16 protein-coding genes, 2 tRNA genes and 1 rRNA gene are annotated in these 19,465 nt (G+C 44.4%); 7 read left to right on the forward strand and 12 right to left on the reverse strand.

What is annotated here, in order from left to right; translation table 11 throughout:
• Nucleotides 1-84 precede the first annotated feature (84 nt).
• Nucleotides 85-987 (reverse strand): hydrogen peroxide-inducible genes activator, encoded by a 903-nt coding sequence (locus tag AACT18_RS13890; RefSeq protein WP_094125087.1) that lies wholly within the window; start codon nucleotides 985-987, stop codon nucleotides 85-87.
• 196 nt (nucleotides 988-1,183) lie between these two features.
• Here AACT18_RS13890 and AACT18_RS13895 point away from each other — a divergent pair, with 196 nt between their 5' ends.
• Together AACT18_RS13895 and AACT18_RS13900 are read left to right on the forward strand one after the other, a co-directional pair.
• A complete protein-coding gene (locus AACT18_RS13895; RefSeq protein WP_010320425.1) occupies nucleotides 1,184-1,795 on the forward strand; it encodes a peroxiredoxin C in 612 nt (203 codons plus the stop codon).
• 157 nt (nucleotides 1,796-1,952) lie between these two features.
• Nucleotides 1,953-2,789, forward strand: a complete 837-nt coding sequence (locus AACT18_RS13900) for a copper homeostasis protein CutC (protein ID WP_017049413.1) — start codon at nucleotides 1,953-1,955, stop codon at nucleotides 2,787-2,789.
• Between the two features lie 66 nt (nucleotides 2,790-2,855).
• Here the strand turns inward: AACT18_RS13900 and phoU are convergent, their stop codons facing one another.
• From phoU to AACT18_RS13920, 4 genes are read right to left on the reverse strand one after another with little or no spacing between them, the layout of a single operon-like run.
• Nucleotides 2,856-3,554, reverse strand: a complete 699-nt coding sequence (phoU, locus tag AACT18_RS13905) for a phosphate signaling complex protein PhoU (RefSeq protein WP_010320427.1) — start codon at nucleotides 3,552-3,554, stop codon at nucleotides 2,856-2,858.
• Between the two features lie 36 nt (nucleotides 3,555-3,590).
• Complete coding sequence (gene pstB, locus AACT18_RS13910) at nucleotides 3,591-4,409, reverse strand: phosphate ABC transporter ATP-binding protein PstB (RefSeq protein WP_010320428.1); 819 nt, start codon at nucleotides 4,407-4,409, stop codon at nucleotides 3,591-3,593.
• Nucleotides 4,410-4,411: 2 nt separating this feature from the next.
• On the reverse strand, nucleotides 4,412-6,058 hold the full coding sequence (gene pstA, locus AACT18_RS13915; protein WP_047689047.1) for a phosphate ABC transporter permease PstA: 1,647 nt from the start codon (nucleotides 6,056-6,058) through the stop codon (nucleotides 4,412-4,414).
• Nucleotides 6,059-6,097: 39 nt separating this feature from the next.
• Nucleotides 6,098-8,299 carry an ABC transporter permease subunit gene (locus AACT18_RS13920; protein WP_094125088.1) on the reverse strand — a complete coding sequence of 734 codons (2,202 nt, stop codon included), beginning with the start codon at nucleotides 8,297-8,299 and terminating at the stop codon, nucleotides 6,098-6,100.
• A gap of 249 nt (nucleotides 8,300-8,548) precedes the next feature.
• Here AACT18_RS13920 and ppk1 point away from each other — a divergent pair, with 249 nt between their 5' ends.
• Both ppk1 and ppx read left to right on the forward strand, forming a co-directional pair.
• On the forward strand, nucleotides 8,549-10,648 hold the full coding sequence (ppk1, locus tag AACT18_RS13925) for a polyphosphate kinase 1 (RefSeq protein WP_013857518.1): 2,100 nt from the start codon (nucleotides 8,549-8,551) through the stop codon (nucleotides 10,646-10,648).
• Nucleotides 10,629-12,134, forward strand: a complete 1,506-nt coding sequence (gene ppx / locus AACT18_RS13930; RefSeq protein ID WP_017046241.1) for an exopolyphosphatase — start codon at nucleotides 10,629-10,631, stop codon at nucleotides 12,132-12,134. Before ppk1 ends, ppx begins: the two co-directional genes overlap by 20 nt.
• A gap of 41 nt (nucleotides 12,135-12,175) precedes the next feature.
• Here ppx and AACT18_RS13935 read toward each other — a convergent pair whose 3' ends face one another.
• The 3 genes from AACT18_RS13935 to phoB are packed head-to-tail and all read right to left on the reverse strand — an operon-like array spanning nucleotide 12,176 to nucleotide 15,143.
• Nucleotides 12,176-13,135: a PstS family phosphate ABC transporter substrate-binding protein gene (locus tag AACT18_RS13935; protein WP_094125089.1), complete on the reverse strand. Its 960-nt coding sequence runs from the start codon at nucleotides 13,133-13,135 to the stop codon at nucleotides 12,176-12,178.
• Nucleotides 13,132-14,433, reverse strand: a complete 1,302-nt coding sequence (gene phoR, locus AACT18_RS13940) for a phosphate regulon sensor histidine kinase PhoR (RefSeq protein WP_013857521.1) — start codon at nucleotides 14,431-14,433, stop codon at nucleotides 13,132-13,134. The genes AACT18_RS13935 and phoR overlap by 4 nt, the downstream gene beginning before the upstream one ends.
• A 20-nt stretch (nucleotides 14,434-14,453) precedes the next feature.
• Nucleotides 14,454-15,143, reverse strand: a complete 690-nt coding sequence (gene phoB, locus AACT18_RS13945) for a phosphate regulon transcriptional regulator PhoB (RefSeq protein ID WP_013857522.1) — start codon at nucleotides 15,141-15,143, stop codon at nucleotides 14,454-14,456.
• 190 nt (nucleotides 15,144-15,333) lie between these two features.
• Here phoB and rdgC point away from each other — a divergent pair, with 190 nt between their 5' ends.
• From rdgC to AACT18_RS13960, 3 genes are all read left to right on the forward strand, one after another.
• Nucleotides 15,334-16,248, forward strand: coding sequence for a recombination-associated protein RdgC (gene rdgC, locus AACT18_RS13950; RefSeq protein ID WP_010320437.1), 915 nt, complete (start codon nucleotides 15,334-15,336; stop codon nucleotides 16,246-16,248).
• Nucleotides 16,249-16,410: 162 nt separating this feature from the next.
• Nucleotides 16,411-17,811: a prephenate-dependent tRNA uridine(34) hydroxylase TrhP gene (gene trhP, locus AACT18_RS13955; protein ID WP_094125090.1), complete on the forward strand. Its 1,401-nt coding sequence runs from the start codon at nucleotides 16,411-16,413 to the stop codon at nucleotides 17,809-17,811.
• A gap of 2 nt (nucleotides 17,812-17,813) precedes the next feature.
• Nucleotides 17,814-18,068 carry a YfhL family 4Fe-4S dicluster ferredoxin gene (locus tag AACT18_RS13960; protein ID WP_013857525.1) on the forward strand — a complete coding sequence of 85 codons (255 nt, stop codon included), beginning with the start codon at nucleotides 17,814-17,816 and terminating at the stop codon, nucleotides 18,066-18,068.
• Between the two features lie 40 nt (nucleotides 18,069-18,108).
• Here AACT18_RS13960 and nfsA read toward each other — a convergent pair whose 3' ends face one another.
• The 4 genes from nfsA to rrf form a co-directional block, all read right to left on the reverse strand.
• Nucleotides 18,109-18,831 (reverse strand): oxygen-insensitive NADPH nitroreductase, encoded by a 723-nt coding sequence (gene nfsA / locus AACT18_RS13965; protein ID WP_017047921.1) that lies wholly within the window; start codon nucleotides 18,829-18,831, stop codon nucleotides 18,109-18,111.
• A gap of 220 nt (nucleotides 18,832-19,051) precedes the next feature.
• Nucleotides 19,052-19,128: transfer RNA gene (locus AACT18_RS13970), tRNA-Trp, on the reverse strand.
• A gap of 59 nt (nucleotides 19,129-19,187) precedes the next feature.
• A tRNA-Asp gene (locus AACT18_RS13975) sits at nucleotides 19,188-19,264 on the reverse strand.
• A 29-nt stretch (nucleotides 19,265-19,293) separates the two neighbouring features.
• A 5S ribosomal RNA gene (gene rrf, locus AACT18_RS13980) occupies nucleotides 19,294-19,409 on the reverse strand.
• Nucleotides 19,410-19,465 lie beyond the last annotated feature (56 nt).

The raw sequence follows: 19,465 nt of genomic DNA on the forward strand, positions 1-19,465 counted from the left end.
CACTAACAGAATAAAAAACTGAAAAAAGCCACATTAAAAGTGACTTTTTGATTTTTTAGGCAAAGGAAAGAGTAAGACTAATCGCTAAAGTAAACCAGAAACCACATCCGCTAACTGCTTAAAAGTGTGAGTTCGCGATGAACTTGGCCGCCAGACTAAACCAATCTCTCGATACGCTTGCTGGCCAGGAGGATCGATGACCACTAAATTTTGGTTTTCAACTAAGCCATGATTGATTGCCATTTGTGGAATGAAAGTCGTCCCTAAACCATTGGCGACCATCTGCACTAAGGTATGTAAACTGGTTGCGGTAAATGGATTAATTTTCTCTTTGGCGGTTAACTTGCAAGCCGACACAGCATGATCCGTTAAACAGTGCACATTTTCGAGCAAAAACACCGATTCATCAGGCAGGTCAGCATACTTGATTGGCACACGGATGCTATCCATTTGATGACGGCTGATCACCATTTTGAATGGATCAATCCCCACGACTCGGCTCTCCATTTTGCCGATATCGACAGGCAAAGCCAAAATCAACACATCAAGCTCTCCATGACGCAGTGCAGCCAAAAGGTTCGTCGTCGTATCTTCTCGTAATAATAAGTTCAACTTCGGAAAGCGGACATTCACTTCTTGCACTAAATCACACAGTAAAAATGGAGCAATGGTTGGAATACAACCCAGCTTAAGCTGACCTTGCATCTCATCGCCTTGGCAAACCTTGCCGAGCTCCACTAAATCTTGTCCTTTGGCAAGTAACTCTCTTCCTTGGCTAACAACCAGCTCTCCCGCTTGAGTAAACACTAACGGAGCTTTCTTATCCTTTTCATAAAGCGGGCAACCTATTAATTCCTCTAAATTTTGGATCCCTTTACTTAGGGTAGATTGACTAACAAAACAACGTTCAGCGGCATCACTAAAGTGCCGTGTTTCGTAGAGTGTTACTAAATAGTGCAACTGCTTCAAACTGGGCCATTTATTCATCGTTCTACTACTATCTTATTTGAGTGCCGTTTCTAATTCCGTCATTAGAGCTCATCGCTTTTTTCGATGAGACTAATCTATTTATTTCGCTTTTTACTATCCTACAATCTGTACTATAGTTTGTCTCGTTCAAAAACGGACTGGACCAGTGCTCATCACTGGTTTGGAACTAAACCTTATTCTTAGGAGCAAAAAAATGGTACTAGTTGGTCGTAAAGCCCCTGATTTTACTGCAGCAGCTGTTCTTGGTAACGGTGAAATCGTTGATAGCTTCAACTTCGCAGAATTTACTAAAGGTAAGAAAGCGGTTGTTTTCTTCTACCCACTAGACTTCACTTTCGTTTGCCCATCAGAGCTTATCGCTTTTGACAAACGCTTCGAAGATTTCCAAGCGAAAGGCGTTGAAGTAATCGGTGTATCTATCGATTCTCAATTCTCTCACAACGCATGGCGTAATACCGCTATCGAAAACGGTGGCATTGGCCAAGTAAAATACCCGCTAATCGCTGACGTGAAGCACGAAATCTGTAAAGCGTACGATGTTGAGCACCCAGAAGCAGGCGTTGCTTTCCGTGGTTCTTTCCTCATCGACGAAGATGGTCTTGTACGTCACCAAGTTGTGAACGACCTACCACTAGGCCGTAACATCGACGAAATGCTACGTATGGTTGATGCGCTTAACTTCCACCAAAAGAACGGTGAAGTGTGCCCAGCACAGTGGGAAGAAGGCAAAGCCGGTATGGATGCATCTCCAAAAGGTGTTGCAGCATTCCTAGCTGAGCACTCAGACGACCTAGGCAAGAAATAATTCTCCTTAGCCCGCGCTCAACTCGGGTCAATGGTTGGACATATAATAAAGCGTAAAACGCATCGCCAATCAGTTAAGAAGTAAAGTCCTTATCCAAGCCCAAAGCTAACGCTTTGGGCTTTTTCGTTGGCGTTCATTTAGTGAAAATGAGGCAGCATTGGTTGGTAAACTTTACCCCTATTTCTCACCTCAATCACACAGACGTCACTACTCTAACTTGCTAACATTAACCAAATTTTTCCAGCAGGATTTTGCTATGAATATTCAAGTTGAAGTGTGTATTGATAATATTGAATCGCTACACAACGCCATTAAAGGCGGGGCTACTCGCATTGAATTGTGTTCGTCGCTCGCATTGGGTGGACTGACGCCCAGCTTTGGTTTAATGAAAAAGGCCGCGCAAATATCGAGCGTTCCTGTTTACGCGATGATTCGTCCGCGTCAAGGCGACTTTCTTTATGATCAGGATGATCTCGATTCGATGTTGATCGATATCGAGATGGCAAAACAGGCGGGACTAGACGGCATCGTCTTTGGTATTTTGAATCCGAATCGCACCATCAACCTTGAAGCAAGCTTACTGATGATGCAAGCCGCGCAAGGGTTGGGTACCACTTTCCACCGTGCGATTGATCAATGCCACAGTTATGAACAAGCGATTGAAGACATTGCAAAATTAGGGTGTGAGCGTGTACTTACTTCAGGTTTAGCGCCAGATGCCTATGCAGGACGAGCCGTAATTGCACACATGGTGAAACTGGCGAATGGCCGATTCTCTATTATGGCTGGGGCTGGCTTAAACGCATCAAACGTGACTGACATTATCCGTGAAACGGGCATCACTGAAGTGCATTTGTCCGGCAAAACCACGCGTGCAAGTAGCATGGATATGATCGCCAATGCGGTGAAAATGGGCCAAGAGTCTGTCGATGACACCTTAATCCCAATTACCGATCCGGCTAAAATCCAAGAGGTATTACGCCAGCTTTCTTAACTTCGGCAACCGTTATGTCTTGATGTAAGGTGAATAACTTTCCTTCACCTTACTTTACCCAAAAGGCTATTTGAGGATGTCATCAATCGATTGTTTACCTAAGTGGCGCACATCCTTACCTTTGACAAAATAGATGATGTATTCGCAGATATTCTGGCAGCGATCGCCCACGCGTTCGATGGCTCGTGCAGACCACATGACTTGTAATATATGTGGGATATTTTTAGGGTCTTCCATCATATAGGTCATCAGTTGGCGGATCACGGCTTCGTATTCGGCATCCAGCTTGTCATCCAAGCGGTACACTTCAGCAGCCGATTCAAGATCCATCCGCGCAAAAGCGTCTAACACTTGGTGCAACATTGCAATGGCTTGTCGGCATAAAGGTTCAAGAGAAACTCGAAATTTGCTCTCTTTAGGTGAAGGGCTTTCGATAGTGACGTAGGCAATTTTGGTGGCAACATCACCAATTCGTTCAAGGTCGGTAATGGTTTTGATGATCGCCATGATCAAGCGTAGATCCTTGGCTGTCGGTTGTCGCTTAGCGATAATACGCGTGCAAGCCTCATCAATAGAGACTTCCATCGCATTCACTTTGTGATCATCCCGAACGACTTTTCTGGCCAGATCGGCATCATCTTTATGCAATGCTTGCATCGCAAAAGAGAGTTGTTGCTCCACCAGCCCGCCCATCGTCAATACATGAGTGCGAATCGATTCAAGTTCAACATTGAACTGTCCTGAAATGTGGCGACCTAGATGCATCATCGTTCCTTTTGAATATCGCTATTGACGAAAGTATTAACCATATCGACCAGTAATATAGTCTTCCGTTTGTTTTTTCAATGGGGAGGTGAAAATAGAGTCAGTATCCGCATACTCAATCAATTTCCCCATATGGATAAAAGCCGTATGGTCGCTCACTCTTGCCGCTTGTTGCATGTTATGCGTCACAATCACCACTGTGTATTTGGTTTTGAGATCGTTAATCAACTCTTCGATGGTCAAAGTAGAAATAGGGTCTAACGCGGACGTTGGCTCATCAAGCAACAGCACCTCTGGCTCAATAGCAATCGCTCTGGCGATCACTAAGCGTTGCTGCTGCCCACCCGAAAGGCCAAATGCATTTTCATGTAAGCGATGCTTCACTTCATCCCATAACGCAGCGGCTCTTAAAGCTCGCTCAACGGAGTCATCTAAAGTACGGCTATTTTTAATTCCCTGTAGACGAAGTCCATACACCACGTTTTCATAAATGGATTTCGGAAATGGGTTAGGTCGTTGGAATACCATCCCCACTCGGCGGCGCAACGTGGCAACATCTACATCTGGGTGATAGACGTTTCTACCATGCAGTTTGACTTCACCTTCAACTCGACACCCTTCGACCAGATCGTTCATCCGGTTAATACAGCGCAGTAAGGTTGACTTACCACAACCGGAAGGGCCGATAAACGCCGTTACTTGCCCTTTGGGAATGCGCATTGAAATATGGCTCAGCGCACAAGTCTGTTTATAGAACAGATTCAGATCTTCAATCGCAATCGCCGTTTGTTGATCGCTCAGATTATTGACATCTAACGGGGCGTGATAACCCAAAGTTTGATTGATGGAAAACATAATTAATCTTGCCCTAACGTTCGATATTTCTCACGCAAGTTATTGCGGATACTGATGGCCGTTAAATTCAGTGCCACAATCACTGTCACCAATAAAAATGAAGTGGCGTACACCAGTGGCCTAGCCGCTTCGATGTTGGTCGTTTGGAAACCAACATCGTAAATATGAAAACCTAAGTGCATGAATTTTCGCTCAAGATGTACAAAGGGAAACTCGCCATCCACAGGCAAACTTGACGCCAGTTTGACCACACCCACCAGCATCAAAGGGGCAACCTCACCCGCGGCTCGCGCAATGGCGAGAATAAGCCCAGTAATAATAGCAGGGCTTGCCATCGGCAATACTATGCGCCAAATCGTCTCAAAATGGGTAGCGCCCAATGCTAACGAGCCATGGCGTACTGCGCTGGGAATCCGTGTTAACCCTTCTTCCGTCGTCACAATCACTACGGGTAGAGTTAACACCGCTAATGTGAGCGCCGACCACAGTAAGCCAGGCGTGCCAAAAGTGGGGGCCGGTAACCTTTCGCTATAGAGTAGCGTATCAATCGATGAGCCTATGGTGTAAACAAAAAAACCAAGACCAAACACCCCATAAACAATCGATGGCACACCAGCAAGGTTGATAACTGCAACTCGAATGATACGAGTAAACAGATTCTCTTTTGCGTATTCGTGCAGATAAATAGCCGCTACAACACCAAGTGGCATGACAATAATCGACATCAACAACACCAACAGCACTGTACCAAAGATGGCTGGAAATACGCCGCCTTCAGAGTTCGATTCTCGGGGATCTTCTGATAGGAAGAGCCACACCTGCTTTCCCCACTGGACCAATTTTTGCCCCAAAGTCATATCATTGGGATACCAAATATCGAGAATTTGGCTAAGTGGAATCGCCACTCGTTGCCCACTCATCTCTTCAACAATCAACGACGGCCCATTCATTTGCTGGCGCAGCGCATCTAACTTTTGTTCGGCAATAGCTAATTGGCTATCCAAATCCTGCTTTTTATGAAAATAGTGATCTAAATAGGTTCGCTCTAGCTTTCCATTGAGTTCTTTACGACGCTTCTCTAAACGTAATTTTTCGGCGGCAAAGCCAATGACTCTGATCTCTTGGTCAATCACATCGTCAATTTGCTCTCTCAATAACGCGACATCCTGCATTCCTGCAGCGAGCATGGTTTGAACATCCGAACTCTCGCTTCCATCGGTTTGCACATAAGCAATCGGCTTGCCATAAAACTGTCCGTTATTCTTACGTTCTATTACCGCCCACCCGCTAGGCATTTGTTTATCCGACAGTTTAACATCCAGTATCGAAACAAAGTCCGCATGATTTTGTTCTCGGTTAGCGACTTTGATACTGAGCCGCTTCACTTCCCCAGCATCCAGTATGGCTTTGGGCCACGTAATGTCTAATGCTCTTAAGTGTGTTAATGGCACATTTTCCTCAGAGTAGAGCTGACCAACCAGTGCTTGCCCCTCTTGAGTTTGCCATTGATAAAGTGGCGTCGGCCAAAAATAGGTTAATCCTTTCCAACCAATAAACAGGAGCAAGCCCAATACCGAAATCAGGCTGATACTGACAGCACCGCCTGTTAACCATATCCAAGGTGAACCTGATTGAAACCACTTAAACATTTGTGATGATTTTTCCCAATTGATTACAAAGCACCTTGATTACAAAGCGCGATATTTGGCACGCAACCTTTGTCTGACCCATTCAGCAATCGAGTTCACACAAAAGGTGAACATGAGTAGCAATAGTGCCGCTAAAAAAAGCAACCGATAATGGGAGTTCCCCACTTCCGACTCTGGTAACTCAACTGCAATCGTTGCCGATAAGGTGCGCATCCCTTCTAAAATATTCCAATCTAAAATGGGTGTATTACCCGTCGCCATAAGAACGATCATTGTTTCTCCGACGGCTCGCCCCAAACCCATCATGATCGCCGAGAATATGCCAGGACTTGCCGTTAACAACACGACTTTGGTTAATGTCTGCCAAGGTGTTGCGCCTAATGCTAATGACCCATCAGAAAGATGTTTAGGTACAGAAAAGATCGCATCTTCCGCAATAGTGAAAATGGTTGGAATGACGGCAAAGCCCATCGCAAAACCAACCACCAGCGCATTACGCTGATCAAAATCGATGCCGTTTTGCGCGAGATAAATCTGAATATCGCCATCAAATAGCCAAACTTCAATTTGGCTGCTATACGAAAAGATAACCACTGCACTAACGACTAATACGGGGATTAGTATCAATGCGTGCCACCCATTTGAAAAATTTCGCACCCATGCTCTCGGTAACAGGTGCCAACCTAGCCCAACGAGTAACATCACAATGGGTAAAAATAGCAGCAGCGCTCCGACCGCCGCGAGATGGCTTTCAATTAATGGTGCAAACCACAACCCCGCTAAAAAACCAATAATGACGGTTGGTAACGCTTCCATCAATTCAATCGACGGCTTCACCACTCGGCGCATTCTCGGTGACATAAAATAAGCCGTGTAAATCGCGCCAAACACCGCAATCGGTATCGCAAATAACATTGCGTATGCTGCGGCCTTAAGAGTGCCAAAGGCTATCGGTACTAGGCTAAACTTAGGCTCAAATTCATCGTTCGCTGACGTCGATTGCCACACATATTGAGGCTCTGGATAACTTTCGTACCACACTTTTTGCCACAATGATGAGAGTGATATTTCAGGATAATCATTATCCACTTTTGCCACGCTGATCTTCTGCTCGCTCAACGTAGCGAGATAAAGCTCATTATTGGACATGGCGGCCAATTGAGGGGCTTTGTTGTACATCCTCTCAAACAACACCAGTTTTTCACTGGTCGTATAGTGACTTTGGATTGTGCCATTAGGGTAGAAACTGTAAAAACCTTTGCGATAAGTATCCGGCAGTAACAGCGTCACCTGCGGCGCTAATTTAAACTTACGAATCTGAGTCAGTTGACGTTCTTCATTTTGCAGCACATCAAACCATTGTGACACTAAGCCGTTACGGTGAGTCACCAGTAGCGAATAAGCACCGGACAATAAGTTGATTTGTGTCACGGCTCGATCGGAATTACCTTGGCTTAAATCAACCACTTCTCGCACGAAATAACCTTGACGACTCTTAACGGCAACAACCAATTCGGACCCTGAGCGAAGATAAAGCGTTTTACCATCTGGCGTAAAAAGCAATTGGTCCAAAGAAGGAAATGAGCCTTGAAACACAAAGCGCTGAATTGGCTCAACGTTATCACTCGTTAAGGTTTGTACTATCACCTCATCATTATCGAGATAAGAAGCGAAGAAAAGTGCCTCATCAGTAACGGCGAAGGCAAACTGGCGTAACGTTTGCGTTTTATGAGTCAGCCGAAATGTAGAGGGTAAACTGACGCGCTCAAGATAAGGAGAAAACTGGCGACCTTCCATGCTATGCAGATAACTGAATTTAGGGCGAGCAATAAAGACCTCTCCCGCCACATTGCTAGCGGCAAACCACCCATCCAGCGGGGGAGCTTGGCTAAAAAGATCAACGCGAATAGGGAGACTATCCGACCACAATGCGTGTTCCGTTTTGCCGTCCAAGGGCCAAAAGTTCATGCTGCCGTCAAGGTCAACAACAAAGGCATTCTCGCCGTATTCATCTATGGCCAAAAATTGAGGATTGGAAGTGGTTATACTCACTTGCGCCACGTTCCTTTCAATTTTTGCGCTACCAAAAAGAGGGAAAACAACTATCGCAAGATAGACAAAAATCAGCACTAAAGCGCCAAGTACACTCACGCCACCAAAACTCACTGCAAGGCGAACCAAACGGTCTTTTATCAACCGTTTTCTGTCACGTTCCTTCAATGAAAATTCACTTGGTGCCATTGCTCTCTCTACCCTTTTTCCTGTCTGCGTATAATATGTAATTTTCGTGACAAGTATATTACAACTCGCAATAAACGACTGAAAATAAAACAACTATACTCAACTTGCCTACTTGAAATAAAAATGTCACATAAAAGGCATAGTTTGCATAATCATCAATACCCGAATTGATTGCTGTGCAGAATCGCACAATCAGCACATAGAGGGTGAGTCAGTAAAAAACGTCAATTGAGTTAAAAGGTAACATGAATGAGTACGGACAAGTTGTATATCGACAAGGAATTGAGCTGGCTTTCGTTTAATGAACGCGTATTGCAAGAAGCCGCAGATAAAACCGTGCCTTTAATCGAGAGAATACGGTTTTTAGGTATTTTTTCTAACAATCTGGATGAGTTCTATAAAGTTCGCTTTTCCGATGTAAAACGGCAAATTTTGATCAACCGAGAACGTGGTGGTAACGATACTACCAAGCATTTGCTGACACGAATGCAAAGTAAGGCGTTCAAACTCAACCAAGATTTCGACAATCTCTATAATGAGCTTATTTTAGAAATGGCACGTCGCCGTATCTTCTTGGTTAATGAAACGCAGTTGGATGAGACTCAGAAAAAATGGATCACTAAGTATTTCCATAAAGAAGTGCGCCCGCATATCACACCGCTGCTCATGACTGACGACATTGATGTCATGCAATTTTTGAAAGATGAATACGCCTACATTGCCGTTGATCTCAAACACAATGACCGCAGCCAATATGCGCTGATTGAAATCCCGACAGACCACCTACCGCGCTTTGTCATGGTGCCGGAGCAAAAGGGCAAACGCCGTAAAACCATCATCTTATTGGATAACATCATTCGCCACTGCCTCGATGAGATTTTCCGCGGATTTTTTGACTATGAAGAGCTCACGGGTTACGCGATGAAAATGACACGCGATGCGGAATATGACTTGCGACGGGAAGTCGAATACAGTTTGTTAGAACAGATGTCCGAAGGGTTGAATCAACGCTTAAGTGCTATGCCCGTACGCTTTGTTTATGAACGCGAAATGCCGACAAAAATGCTTAAATTCTTGTGCGAAAAACTCAAAATATCGCACTATGATAGCCTTCTTCCTGGTGGTCGTTACCATAACTTTAAAGATTTTATTGGGTTCCCAAACGTGGGGCGTGACTATTTAGAGAACAAGCCGCTACCACCCATGCAATGTGCTGACTTTGAAGGTTTTGCCAATGCATTTGATGCGATTCGCGCTCAGGATATTCTACTTCACTATCCTTACCACTCATTTGAACACATTACCGAGTTGGTAAGACAAGCGTCGTTTGATCCCAAAGTGATCAGCATCAAAATTAATATTTATCGTGTTGCCAAAGATTCTCGCCTAATGAACTCGCTCGTCGATGCGGTACACAATGGCAAACGGGTGGTGGTAGTAGTTGAGTTACAAGCACGGTTTGATGAAGAAGCCAACATTGAATGGTCACGTATTTTAACCGAAGCGGGGGTCCAAGTAATTTTCGGTGCTCCCGGATTAAAAATTCACTCTAAATTGCTGCTCATTAGCCGCAAAGAACAGGACAACATCGTTCGCTACGCACACATAGGCACGGGCAACTTCCATGAAAAAACCGCCCGTATCTATACGGACTTTTCACTACTAACCGCCGACAATGAAATTGCTACCGAAGTACGAAACGTGTTTGGCTATATTGAAAACCCTTACCGACCAGTTAAATTTAGCCATCTCATTGTGTCGCCAAGAAACTCTCGTATTCAGCTTTATCGATTAATCGACAGTGAAATCGCCAATGTGAAACTTGGCAAAAAAGCCGCAATCACTTTAAAGTTAAATAACTTAGTGGATAAAGGGTTGATCAATAAACTGTATGGCGCAAGCAGCGCAGGCGTACAAATTAAGATGATCGTCCGGGGCATGTGTTCGCTGGTTCCGGGAATTGAGGGCGTGAGTGACAATATCAAAATCATCAGCATCGTTGATCGCTTTTTGGAACACCCTCGTGTCATTATTACGCACAATGATGGCAACCCGCTGGTGTATATCTCCTCTGCCGACTGGATGACGCGCAATATCGATCATCGTATCGAAGTAACGACACCAATTCGTGACCCACGTTTGAAACAGCGTATGATTGACATTATGAATTTACAATTTACCGATACAGTGAAAGCGCGCTGGATAGACAAAGAGATGAGCAATAATTATGTAGAACGTGGTAACCGTAAAAAAGTGCGTTCACAATTTGCCATCTACGACTATCTTAAGAATGTAGAAAGACAGACCAGAAAGAGCAAAGAACCCTTACATGACAATCAACCCAACTAATACTATTCGCGATATTGCGGCCATCGATTTAGGCTCTAACAGCTTTCATATGGTGGTGGCCAAAGTCGTCGATCAAGATCTGCAACTGGTGAGCCGCCATAAGCAACGTGTACGCTTGGCGGCTGGGTTAGATGAACAAAAAAATTTGGATGCCGATGCCATAGAGCGAGGACTTGAATGCTTAGCGATGTTTGCCGAGCGGTTGCAAGGTTTCGAACCTGAAAACGTGCGTATCGCGGCCACGCATACACTGCGTCAAGCCAATAATGCTCATACATTCTTGCAACGAGCCAAACAGGTACTGCCTTTCCCTATTGAAATCATTCCCGGAGCTGAGGAAGCACGCTTAATTTATTTAGGTGTGGCACATACTCAACCTCAAGCAGCGTCTATGTTGGTGGTGGATATCGGTGGCGGTAGTACCGAGATGGTGATTGGCCAAGGGTTTGATCCAGACCTAATCAATAGCAAGCAAATGGGATGCGTCAGCTATACCGACCGTTACTTCGCTGATGGTAGGCTTTCAAGCAGAAACTTCGCTCATGCGATATTAGCCGCCGAGCAAAAAATCGAATCTATTGCGGCGAAATATCGCAAAAAAGGGTGGGAAGTCGCCTTCGGCTCGTCAGGAACCATCAAAGCCATTCACGAAGTACTGATTGGTTTGGGCTTTGATGATGGCATCATCACGCTTGAGCGAGTCAATAAACTCATTGAAAAACTCTGTGAATGGCAAAGTATTGATGAGATCGAACTCAGCGCATTGACTGACGATAGAAAACCCGTTTTTGCTGCGGGAGTTGCCATTTTAAGCGCGGTTTTAAAATCGCTGCGTGTGAAAGAGATGCATTTTTCTGATGGTGCATTACGAGAAGGTTTGCTTTATGAGATGGAAGATCGGTTCAAGTATTCCGATATCCGTTTACGCACCACTGAAAACCTCGCGATGAAGCATCTAGTCGACTTAGAGCATGCCGCTAAAGTCAAAGGCCATGCAAAAGAGTTTCTACAGAATGTGACCCCAGAGCTAGGATTGAAAAAAGGCAGCGAACTGTTTGATCTTTTGGAATGGGGAGCGTTATTGCATGAGGTGGGATTGAGCATCAACTTACAAGGCTTTCACCGACACTCTGCTTATATTCTGCGTCACACCAACATGCCCGGTTTTAACAGCGAGCAACAGCAAGTGCTATCGACCTTAGCGCGCTTTCAACGCAAATCCCTCAAGCTGCAAGAAATGAATGATTTCACCTTGTTTAAGAAAAAGCACATCATTGGCCTCATCCGCGTGTTGCGTTTAGCGATTGTTGTCAATAGCCAACGTAATGATGATCCTCTTCCTGAGTTAACGCTCAGCGCAAAAGATGATGAGTGGAAACTAGAATGTGAAGACGCCAATTGGTTAGAAAATAATAAATTATTACATGCGGATCTGATGTGCGAACAACAGTATTGGAGAAGTGTCGGTTGGCAGCTCAATGTTTAATTTGAATTGGGTTTGATTAAAAATAGCGAGCGAACAGCTCGTTATTTTATGCCCACTTTAGCTAGTTCTTGCAGAGCAAACTCGGCACTGACAGGCACATAACCATCTTTCCCAACAATCGCTTGTCCTTGCTTAGAAAAAATGAAACGGATAAATTCGCGCTGCATGGGTGGCAGATCCTGATTAGGATGTTTATTCACATACACATACAAATAGCGAGATAACGGATAAGCACCTGATAGAATATTTTCATAACTTGCGGCAATAAACTGATCGCCTTGTTTGGCTATCGGAATCAATTTCACACCAGAAACCTGATAACCAACACCAGAATAACCGATAGTATTGATCGATGAAGCAACCGATTGTACAACCGATGCCGATCCCGGCTGCTCGTTTACTCCCTTTTTGAAATCGCCACCACATAGTGCGTTTTGTTTGAAATAGCCATAGGTTCCCGACACCGAATTTCGGCCAAACAGTTGAATTCCCCGCTTGGCCCAATCCTCATCAACGCCCAATTGCGCCCAAGTATTGGTCGGTTGTGTAGCACCGCAGCGCAACGTGGATGAGAAAATACTATCTAATTGAGTAAAATTAAGCCCTTTGATTGAATTATCTCGATGTACAAAAATACCAATGGCATCTATCGCAACCCGCAATGCCGTCGGCTTATAACCGTGAGCGCGTTCAAATGCTTCAATCTCACGACCACGCATCGGGCGACTCATTGGGCCAAATTGCGCCGTTCCTTCAGTTAAAGCAGGAGGAGCAGTGGAAGAACCTGAGGCTTGAACTTGAGCATTGATATTGGGGTAGATCGTCTTAAACTCTTCAACCCAGAGCGTCGTCATTCCTGAAAGAGTGTCTGACCCCACAGAAAGTAAACTACCTGCAACACCGTTAGTTTTTGAGTAATCCACGAACGGCTGAGCGATCACGGCGTTCGTGGTAACCAGCAAGTAAAAATAGAGAAAGTCTGTAAATATGCGATGTATCATGACAGCACAACCAAACGTTTAGGCAAAATAAAAGAGAATTTGCTGCCAACACCCACTTCACTGTGAATCTGCAAATGCGTGTCATGATGTGACAATGCATGCTTAACAATCGCGAGCCCAAGCCCACTTCCTCCAGTATCTCGCGAACGTGCTTTATCGACACGATAAAAACGTTCCGTTAAACGATGTAAATGCTGTGGCTCAATCCCTTCCCCTTTATCCACCACGTCTAAACAAGCACCTTGCGCGTTTTGATACCAACGCACATTAATTTCCGCTCCCGGAGGCGTATATTTGACGGCGTTATAAACAAGGTTTGATATAGCACTGCGCAGTTGATCTTCATCGGCCAATACTTTAAGTCGCTTATCGACATCAAAATGCAGTCGGTGATGATGATCGCCACTTAAACTGATCGCTTCTTTTTCAAGTACTTCCAACATAGCCGGAACATCAACCACTTCATCCAGCTCATGCATTGGCGCCGCTTCAATTTTTGACAACGTCAGCAGTTGATTGACTAAACTGTTCATACGGTTTAACTGCTCAGTCATCACTCCATGTGCCTTAGGCCACATCGGCCCTACCAGCATGTCAGGGTCTTCTGTCATCTCAAGATACCCTTGCAACACCGTCATCGGCGTTCTCAGTTCATGAGAAACGTTAGCAAAGAAATTTCGGCGCATGCCTTCTAACTGTTTCAACTGAGTGACATCACGCACAACCATCAAATGCTCACCTTCTGTGTAAGGTACAATACGCAGCTCTAACATGCGCTCAACATTAAGCGGAGAGCGCATTTCAAGCGGTTCTGTGAAATCATCTTTTTGCAGATATTTGATAAAATCAGGGGCGCGCAATAAATTTGAGATAGGTTGACCTGCATCGTCTGGCCAGCGAAAACCGAGCAGGTGTTGTGCAAGTCGGTTACACCAAACAATGTTCCCTTCGTCACGGAACACAACCACCGCATCGGGTAGCGATTCAGCCCCGTTACGAAAGCGGCGGATCAAATTGGTCAGTTCTTTGCGTTTTTTACGTTGGCGTTGCTGTAAACGGTAAATCCCATTAAACAGGTATTCCCAATTTCCAGTCCCGGAAGGCGGCGTTAAACGTTTTTCATCCCATAACCAAGCCGACAAACGCATTTGGTTATGCAAATGCCAAATCAGTTGCAACGCCGTAGCCGCTAGCAGCAGCCAAGCCATATGGCCAAAGATCCAGCCAACGATAATCCAAGGAGAGTAAAAAAAAGCCAGCTCCCAAGCCAGCCTTTTCCACGTTAAACGTTCAACCATTTCGTACCTTAATTAATCCTTTATGTTCTGGATGAAAAGCGATAACCGGCACCACGTACTGTTTGAATTAATTTATCGTGGCCAGCCTCTTCTAACGCTTTTCTCAGACGGCGTATATGAACATCGACCGTGCGGTCTTCAACATAAACATTGGTACCCCACACATTGTTCAATAACTGCTCACGGCTATAGACGCGTTCTTGGTGCGTCATAAAGAAGTGTAGCATTTTGAATTCCGTCGGCCCCATCTCTAAGGCATTATCATTAGCCGTTACTCGATGAGAGACAGGATCTAACTTCAATCCTTGCACGTCGATCACATCTTCCAGTGCTGTCGGTGTGACGCGCCGGATAACCGCTTTCAAACGAGCTACCAACTCTTTAGGCGAAAAAGGTTTGGTTATGTAATCATCCGCACCCACTTCAAGACCGCGAACTTTATCTTCTTCTTCACCACGGGCGGTTAACATCACAACAGGAATGTTGCGTGTTAATTCTTCACGCTTCATATGCTTAATAAAGTTGATACCACTCCCGCCGGGCAACATCCAATCTAATAACACAAGATCGGGAAAGGGTTCAGCCAGTTTACTCACCGCCGTGTCGTAATCTTCCGCTTCAACAGCTTGATAACCTTTTTGCTCAAGCACGAAACACAACATTTCGCGAATGGGTGCTTCGTCTTCAACAACCAGAATCCTTCTAGACATTTGAATAACCTTTCTATGTAATCAACGCTATGCATTATGGGAAACAATTATGACACTTTTGTGACCTTTGCAAACAATTTTTCATATAAGTTTCTTATCAAGTTCATGATTATATTTTGAAATTGATTTAAGACTTTAGCTTTCAAATCCCCTATCATGTTGCGTCTTCTAATTAAGTAAGAGAAAGAATATGTGGTTTAAAAACTGTATGGTTTATCGTGTTAATCGCGATGTAGAATTCAACGCCGATCAGCTCGAAAAACAACTGGCCGAATTTCGTTTTACGCCATGCGGCAGCCAAGATAAGCAAAAATTTGGTTGGGTTAACGCAATGGGTAAACACGGCGACATGATGACCCACGTTTCTGAAGACCGTATTCTGATCTGCGCGAAAAAAGAAGAAAAGATGTTACCTGCTTCGGTCATTAAAGATTCTTTGAATGCCAAAGTTGAAGCGATGGAAGTGGAAGAAGGGCGACCTCTCAAGAAAAAGGAGAAGGAAAGCCTCAAGGAAGATATTGTTATCGATCTCCTACCTAGAGCATTTAGCCGCAGCAATCTCACCTTTGTGCTTATCCTACCCAAGCAAGGCTTCATTTTAGTCGATGCCGCAAGCTACAAAAAAGCTGAAGACGTTTTGGCGCTGCTACGCAAAACCATGGGTAGCCTACCCGTAGTACCTGCGATCCCAGAACAAGCGGTAGAAACAACACTTACTCAGTGGGTTAAAAGTGGCGAACTGCCACCAGGGTTTAGCTTGTTGGATGAAGCTGAATTAAAGTCGTTATTAGAAGATGGCGCAGTGATCCGTTGTAAGAAACAAGAACTGACAAGCGATGAGATCTTAAGCCATATTGAAGCCAATAAAGTCGTCACTAAACTGGCATTGAACTGGCAAGATCGCCTGAGCTTTATTCTGGCTGAAGATTGTAGCATTAAGCGTTTGGCATTTAGCGATGAGCTCAAAGAACAAAATGAAGATATTCCACGAGAAGAGCAAGCGGCTCGCTTTGATGCCGATTTCTCATTAATGTGTGGTGAAATGTCGGCATTTTTGCCTAACTTATTTGACGTTCTCGGCGGCCTTCCTCACCCGAACGCTTAACAAAAGCATCATGCAAAAGCCCAATGCCCTTAAAAGTGTTGGGCTTTTTTGTATCACTTACGATCCCTACTAGGCATAAGGTTATTTTTAACGTAAAATTTGCGCCCCTCCAATACCATCAGGTGGTATTGGCCTGACTTGAGATCAGATTAGAGAAAAACAATGAGCACACATACCCCTTTTGTCCCCGAGCTACTATCACCGGCGGGCAGTCTAAAAAACATGCGTTATGCGTTTGCTTACGGTGCAGATGCCGTTTATGCCGGCCAACCTCGTTATAGCCTTCGTGTACGCAACAACGAATTTAACCATGAAAACCTGCAAATCGGTATCGATGAAGCACATGCTTTGGGTAAAAAATTGTACGTGGTTTGTAATATTCAACCCCACAACTCAAAACTTAAGACATTCATCCGAGATCTAAAGCCTGTGGTTGAAATGGGACCAGATGCGCTCATTATGTCTGACCCTGGGCTTATCATGATGGTTCGTGAAGCATTTCCTGAAATGCCTATTCACCTTTCAGTTCAAGCCAATGCTGTTAACTGGGCAACAGTTAAGTTCTGGGCATCACAAGGCGTTGAACGAGTGATTCTATCACGCGAACTTTCGTTGGAAGAAATTGAAGAAATTCGTGAGCAATGTCCAACGACCGAACTCGAAATTTTTGTTCATGGCGCATTATGCATGGCTTATTCAGGTCGCTGTCTATTGTCTGGCTACATTAATAAACGTGATCCAAACCAAGGAACATGCACCAATGCATGTCGTTGGGAATACAAAGTTGAATCAGCCAAAGAAGACGAAACAGGTCAAATTGTCGAGAAATTTGATCCAGCAGCAGTTCAAACTATCGAGATACAAGAAGAGCGCCCTGATAATACACTTGGTTTAGGCAAACCGATTGATGATGTGGTTTTGCTTTCAGAAAGCCATCGTCCAGAAGAGAAGATGGCCGCTTTTGAAGACGAACATGGCACCTACATTATGAACTCAAAAGATCTACGAGCCGTACAGCATGTAGAACGATTGACGAAAATGGGCGTGCATTCATTAAAAATAGAAGGCCGTACTAAATCTTTCTATTATTGCGCTCGTACAGCTCAAGTGTACCGCAAAGCAATTGATGACGCAGTTGCAGGTAAACCATTTGATGAAAGCCTGATGGGCACTTTAGAAAGCCTTGCACACCGTGGCTATACCGAAGGTTTCTTGCGACGCCATACACACGATACTTATCAAAACTACGACTATGGCTATTCAGTCTCAGATTCACAGCAATTTGTTGGCGAATTTACGGGTAAACGTCGTGGTGGAATGGCTGAAGTTGAAGTTAAAAACAAGTTTATCTTAGGTGATAGTTTAGAGCTGATGACTCCAAAAGGGAATGTTGTCTTCAGACTTGAAGCAATGGAAAACCGCAAAGGTGAAACTGTTGATGACGCAAAAGGAAACGGTCACTTTGTTTATATCCCGGTTCCTGAAGAGTTGGATTTAAACTTTGCTCTGTTAATGCGTAACTTGAATGCTGGCCAAGATACTCGTAATCCCGTAGGCAAGTAGTTATGGCATTATTGATCACCAGTAAATGCATTAACTGTGATATGTGTGATCCGGAATGCCCAAATGGCGCGATCTCTATGGGCAACCGGATCTATGAAATTGATCCTAATCTATGTACTGAATGCAAAGGACATTATGACAAGCCCACCTGTCAATCCGTATGTCCGATAACAAACTGCATCATTACCGATCCAGAACACATAGAAACTGAACATCAACTACTTGAAAAATTCGTCGTTATTCAAGGTTTAGCCTAATCATTGTAAAAGAGCCCAATCGTTAAGATTGGGCTCTTTTTTATCGGTGTGCTAAGCCTTTACTGTTGAGATAGTTCAACATATGAGGTCGAGATTCTTGTGCTAATTTAGCCGTTACCTCTGTAGACCAAGCCGCTTGCTTGGTATTGGAAGAACGCGTCTGATAATAAGCCCTCATCGTCTCATCATATTGCTCTATTTCAGCATAACTCAAAGCATGGTAGGTATTCTCATGAACAATTACCTCAGGAGATAAACGAGGTTTTAGTTGTGGATTCTGAGCCGGATACCCCAAACACATACCAAATAACACTGCGCAATATGGAGGAAGCTCTAATAACTCATCCACTTCTTTAGGTGAATTTCTTAAGCCGCCAATATAAACACCACCCAATCCCATCGATTCTGCCGCCAATAAACAGTTTTGTGCCATGATCCCAGCGTCTACAGCGCCAATCAAAGTGAGTTCAATCAGCTCTGGTTTTACTTCAGGATTAATGGCGTAATGACGTTGGTAGTCAATGCAGAACACTAAAAACTCAGCAGCGCTTGCAACATAAGCTTGGTTGCCCGCCAGTATAGCCAACTGCTCGCGTTTATCTTTATCCGTAACACGAATGATTGAATTAACCTGTAATAGGCTCGATGATGATGCCGCAATACCAGCAGAAATAATTGTACTCAGCTGATCTGGAGTTATCTTCTGATCGGTAAAAGATCGGATAGAACGATGTGCAAGAATAGTTTCAATGACTGGATTCATCTTATATTTTTCCCTACGAGGATATTGCCACTATCTTAGCAAGCATTACCTACTGATGCCGTAAAAATGCAAACTTAAAATTAGCACAGAAAAGATCGGTTTAATGCAGTATGGGGGCGATACTTTTATTGAAGTTATTGAAGAACAGGAATGTTCTAAAAAATAATAAGGAGATGAAAAATAGCAAAAAGCCTCAGCATTTCTGCGGAGGCTTGATAGATGGCAGGGGTGGAGAGATTCGAACTCCCAACACGCGGATTTGGAATCCGCTGCTCTGCCAGTTGGAGCTACACCCCTAAAACTTTATCTTACTCATTGAAGAAAGCCTCAACGTGACTGCTGAGGCTCTTAATAAGTGGCGGAGCGGACGGGACTCGAACCCGCGACCCCCGGCGTGACAGGCCGGTATTCTAACCAACTGAACTACCGCTCCGCAGCGTGTCTGGTTAGACAATATTCAAAGCCTGGCGATGTCCTACTCTCACATGGGGAGACCCCACACTACCATCGGCGCTGTTGTGTTTCACTTCTGAGTTCGGCATGGAATCAGGTGGGTCCACAACGCTATGGTCGCCAAGCAAATTTCTTAATTCGGAAAGCTGTTTCGTTCTCATTCACACATTCAATGTTCTTC

Origin of the sequence: Vibrio sp. V04_P4A5T148 (assembly GCF_963875605.1) — a bacterium.
In the GTDB taxonomy this organism is placed as follows: Bacteria; Pseudomonadota; Gammaproteobacteria; order Enterobacterales; family Vibrionaceae; genus Vibrio; species Vibrio anguillarum.

What these genes read in the sequence shown, in the direction of transcription:
- AACT18_RS13935 (WP_094125089.1), bottom strand. Translation starts at nt 13,135, where the DNA reads ATGATACATCGCATATTTACAGACTTTCTCTATTTTTACTTGCTGGTT.
- AACT18_RS13920 (WP_094125088.1), bottom strand. Translation starts at nt 8,299, where the DNA reads ATGGCACCAAGTGAATTTTCATTGAAGGAACGTGACAGAAAACGGTTG.
- trhP (WP_094125090.1), top strand. Translation starts at nt 16,411, where the DNA reads ATGAGCACACATACCCCTTTTGTCCCCGAGCTACTATCACCGGCGGGC.
- pstA (WP_047689047.1), bottom strand. Translation starts at nt 6,058, where the DNA reads ATGTTTAAGTGGTTTCAATCAGGTTCACCTTGGATATGGTTAACAGGC.
- ppx (WP_017046241.1), top strand. Translation starts at nt 10,629, where the DNA reads ATGACAATCAACCCAACTAATACTATTCGCGATATTGCGGCCATCGAT.
- AACT18_RS13895 (WP_010320425.1), top strand. Translation starts at nt 1,184, where the DNA reads ATGGTACTAGTTGGTCGTAAAGCCCCTGATTTTACTGCAGCAGCTGTT.
- nfsA (WP_017047921.1), bottom strand. Translation starts at nt 18,831, where the DNA reads ATGAATCCAGTCATTGAAACTATTCTTGCACATCGTTCTATCCGATCT.
- AACT18_RS13960 (WP_013857525.1), top strand. Translation starts at nt 17,814, where the DNA reads ATGGCATTATTGATCACCAGTAAATGCATTAACTGTGATATGTGTGAT.
- AACT18_RS13890 (WP_094125087.1), bottom strand. Translation starts at nt 987, where the DNA reads ATGAATAAATGGCCCAGTTTGAAGCAGTTGCACTATTTAGTAACACTC.
- ppk1 (WP_013857518.1), top strand. Translation starts at nt 8,549, where the DNA reads ATGAGTACGGACAAGTTGTATATCGACAAGGAATTGAGCTGGCTTTCG.
- phoR (WP_013857521.1), bottom strand. Translation starts at nt 14,433, where the DNA reads ATGGTTGAACGTTTAACGTGGAAAAGGCTGGCTTGGGAGCTGGCTTTT.
- rdgC (WP_010320437.1), top strand. Translation starts at nt 15,334, where the DNA reads ATGTGGTTTAAAAACTGTATGGTTTATCGTGTTAATCGCGATGTAGAA.
- pstB (WP_010320428.1), bottom strand. Translation starts at nt 4,409, where the DNA reads ATGTTTTCCATCAATCAAACTTTGGGTTATCACGCCCCGTTAGATGTC.
- phoB (WP_013857522.1), bottom strand. Translation starts at nt 15,143, where the DNA reads ATGTCTAGAAGGATTCTGGTTGTTGAAGACGAAGCACCCATTCGCGAA.
- phoU (WP_010320427.1), bottom strand. Translation starts at nt 3,554, where the DNA reads ATGCATCTAGGTCGCCACATTTCAGGACAGTTCAATGTTGAACTTGAA.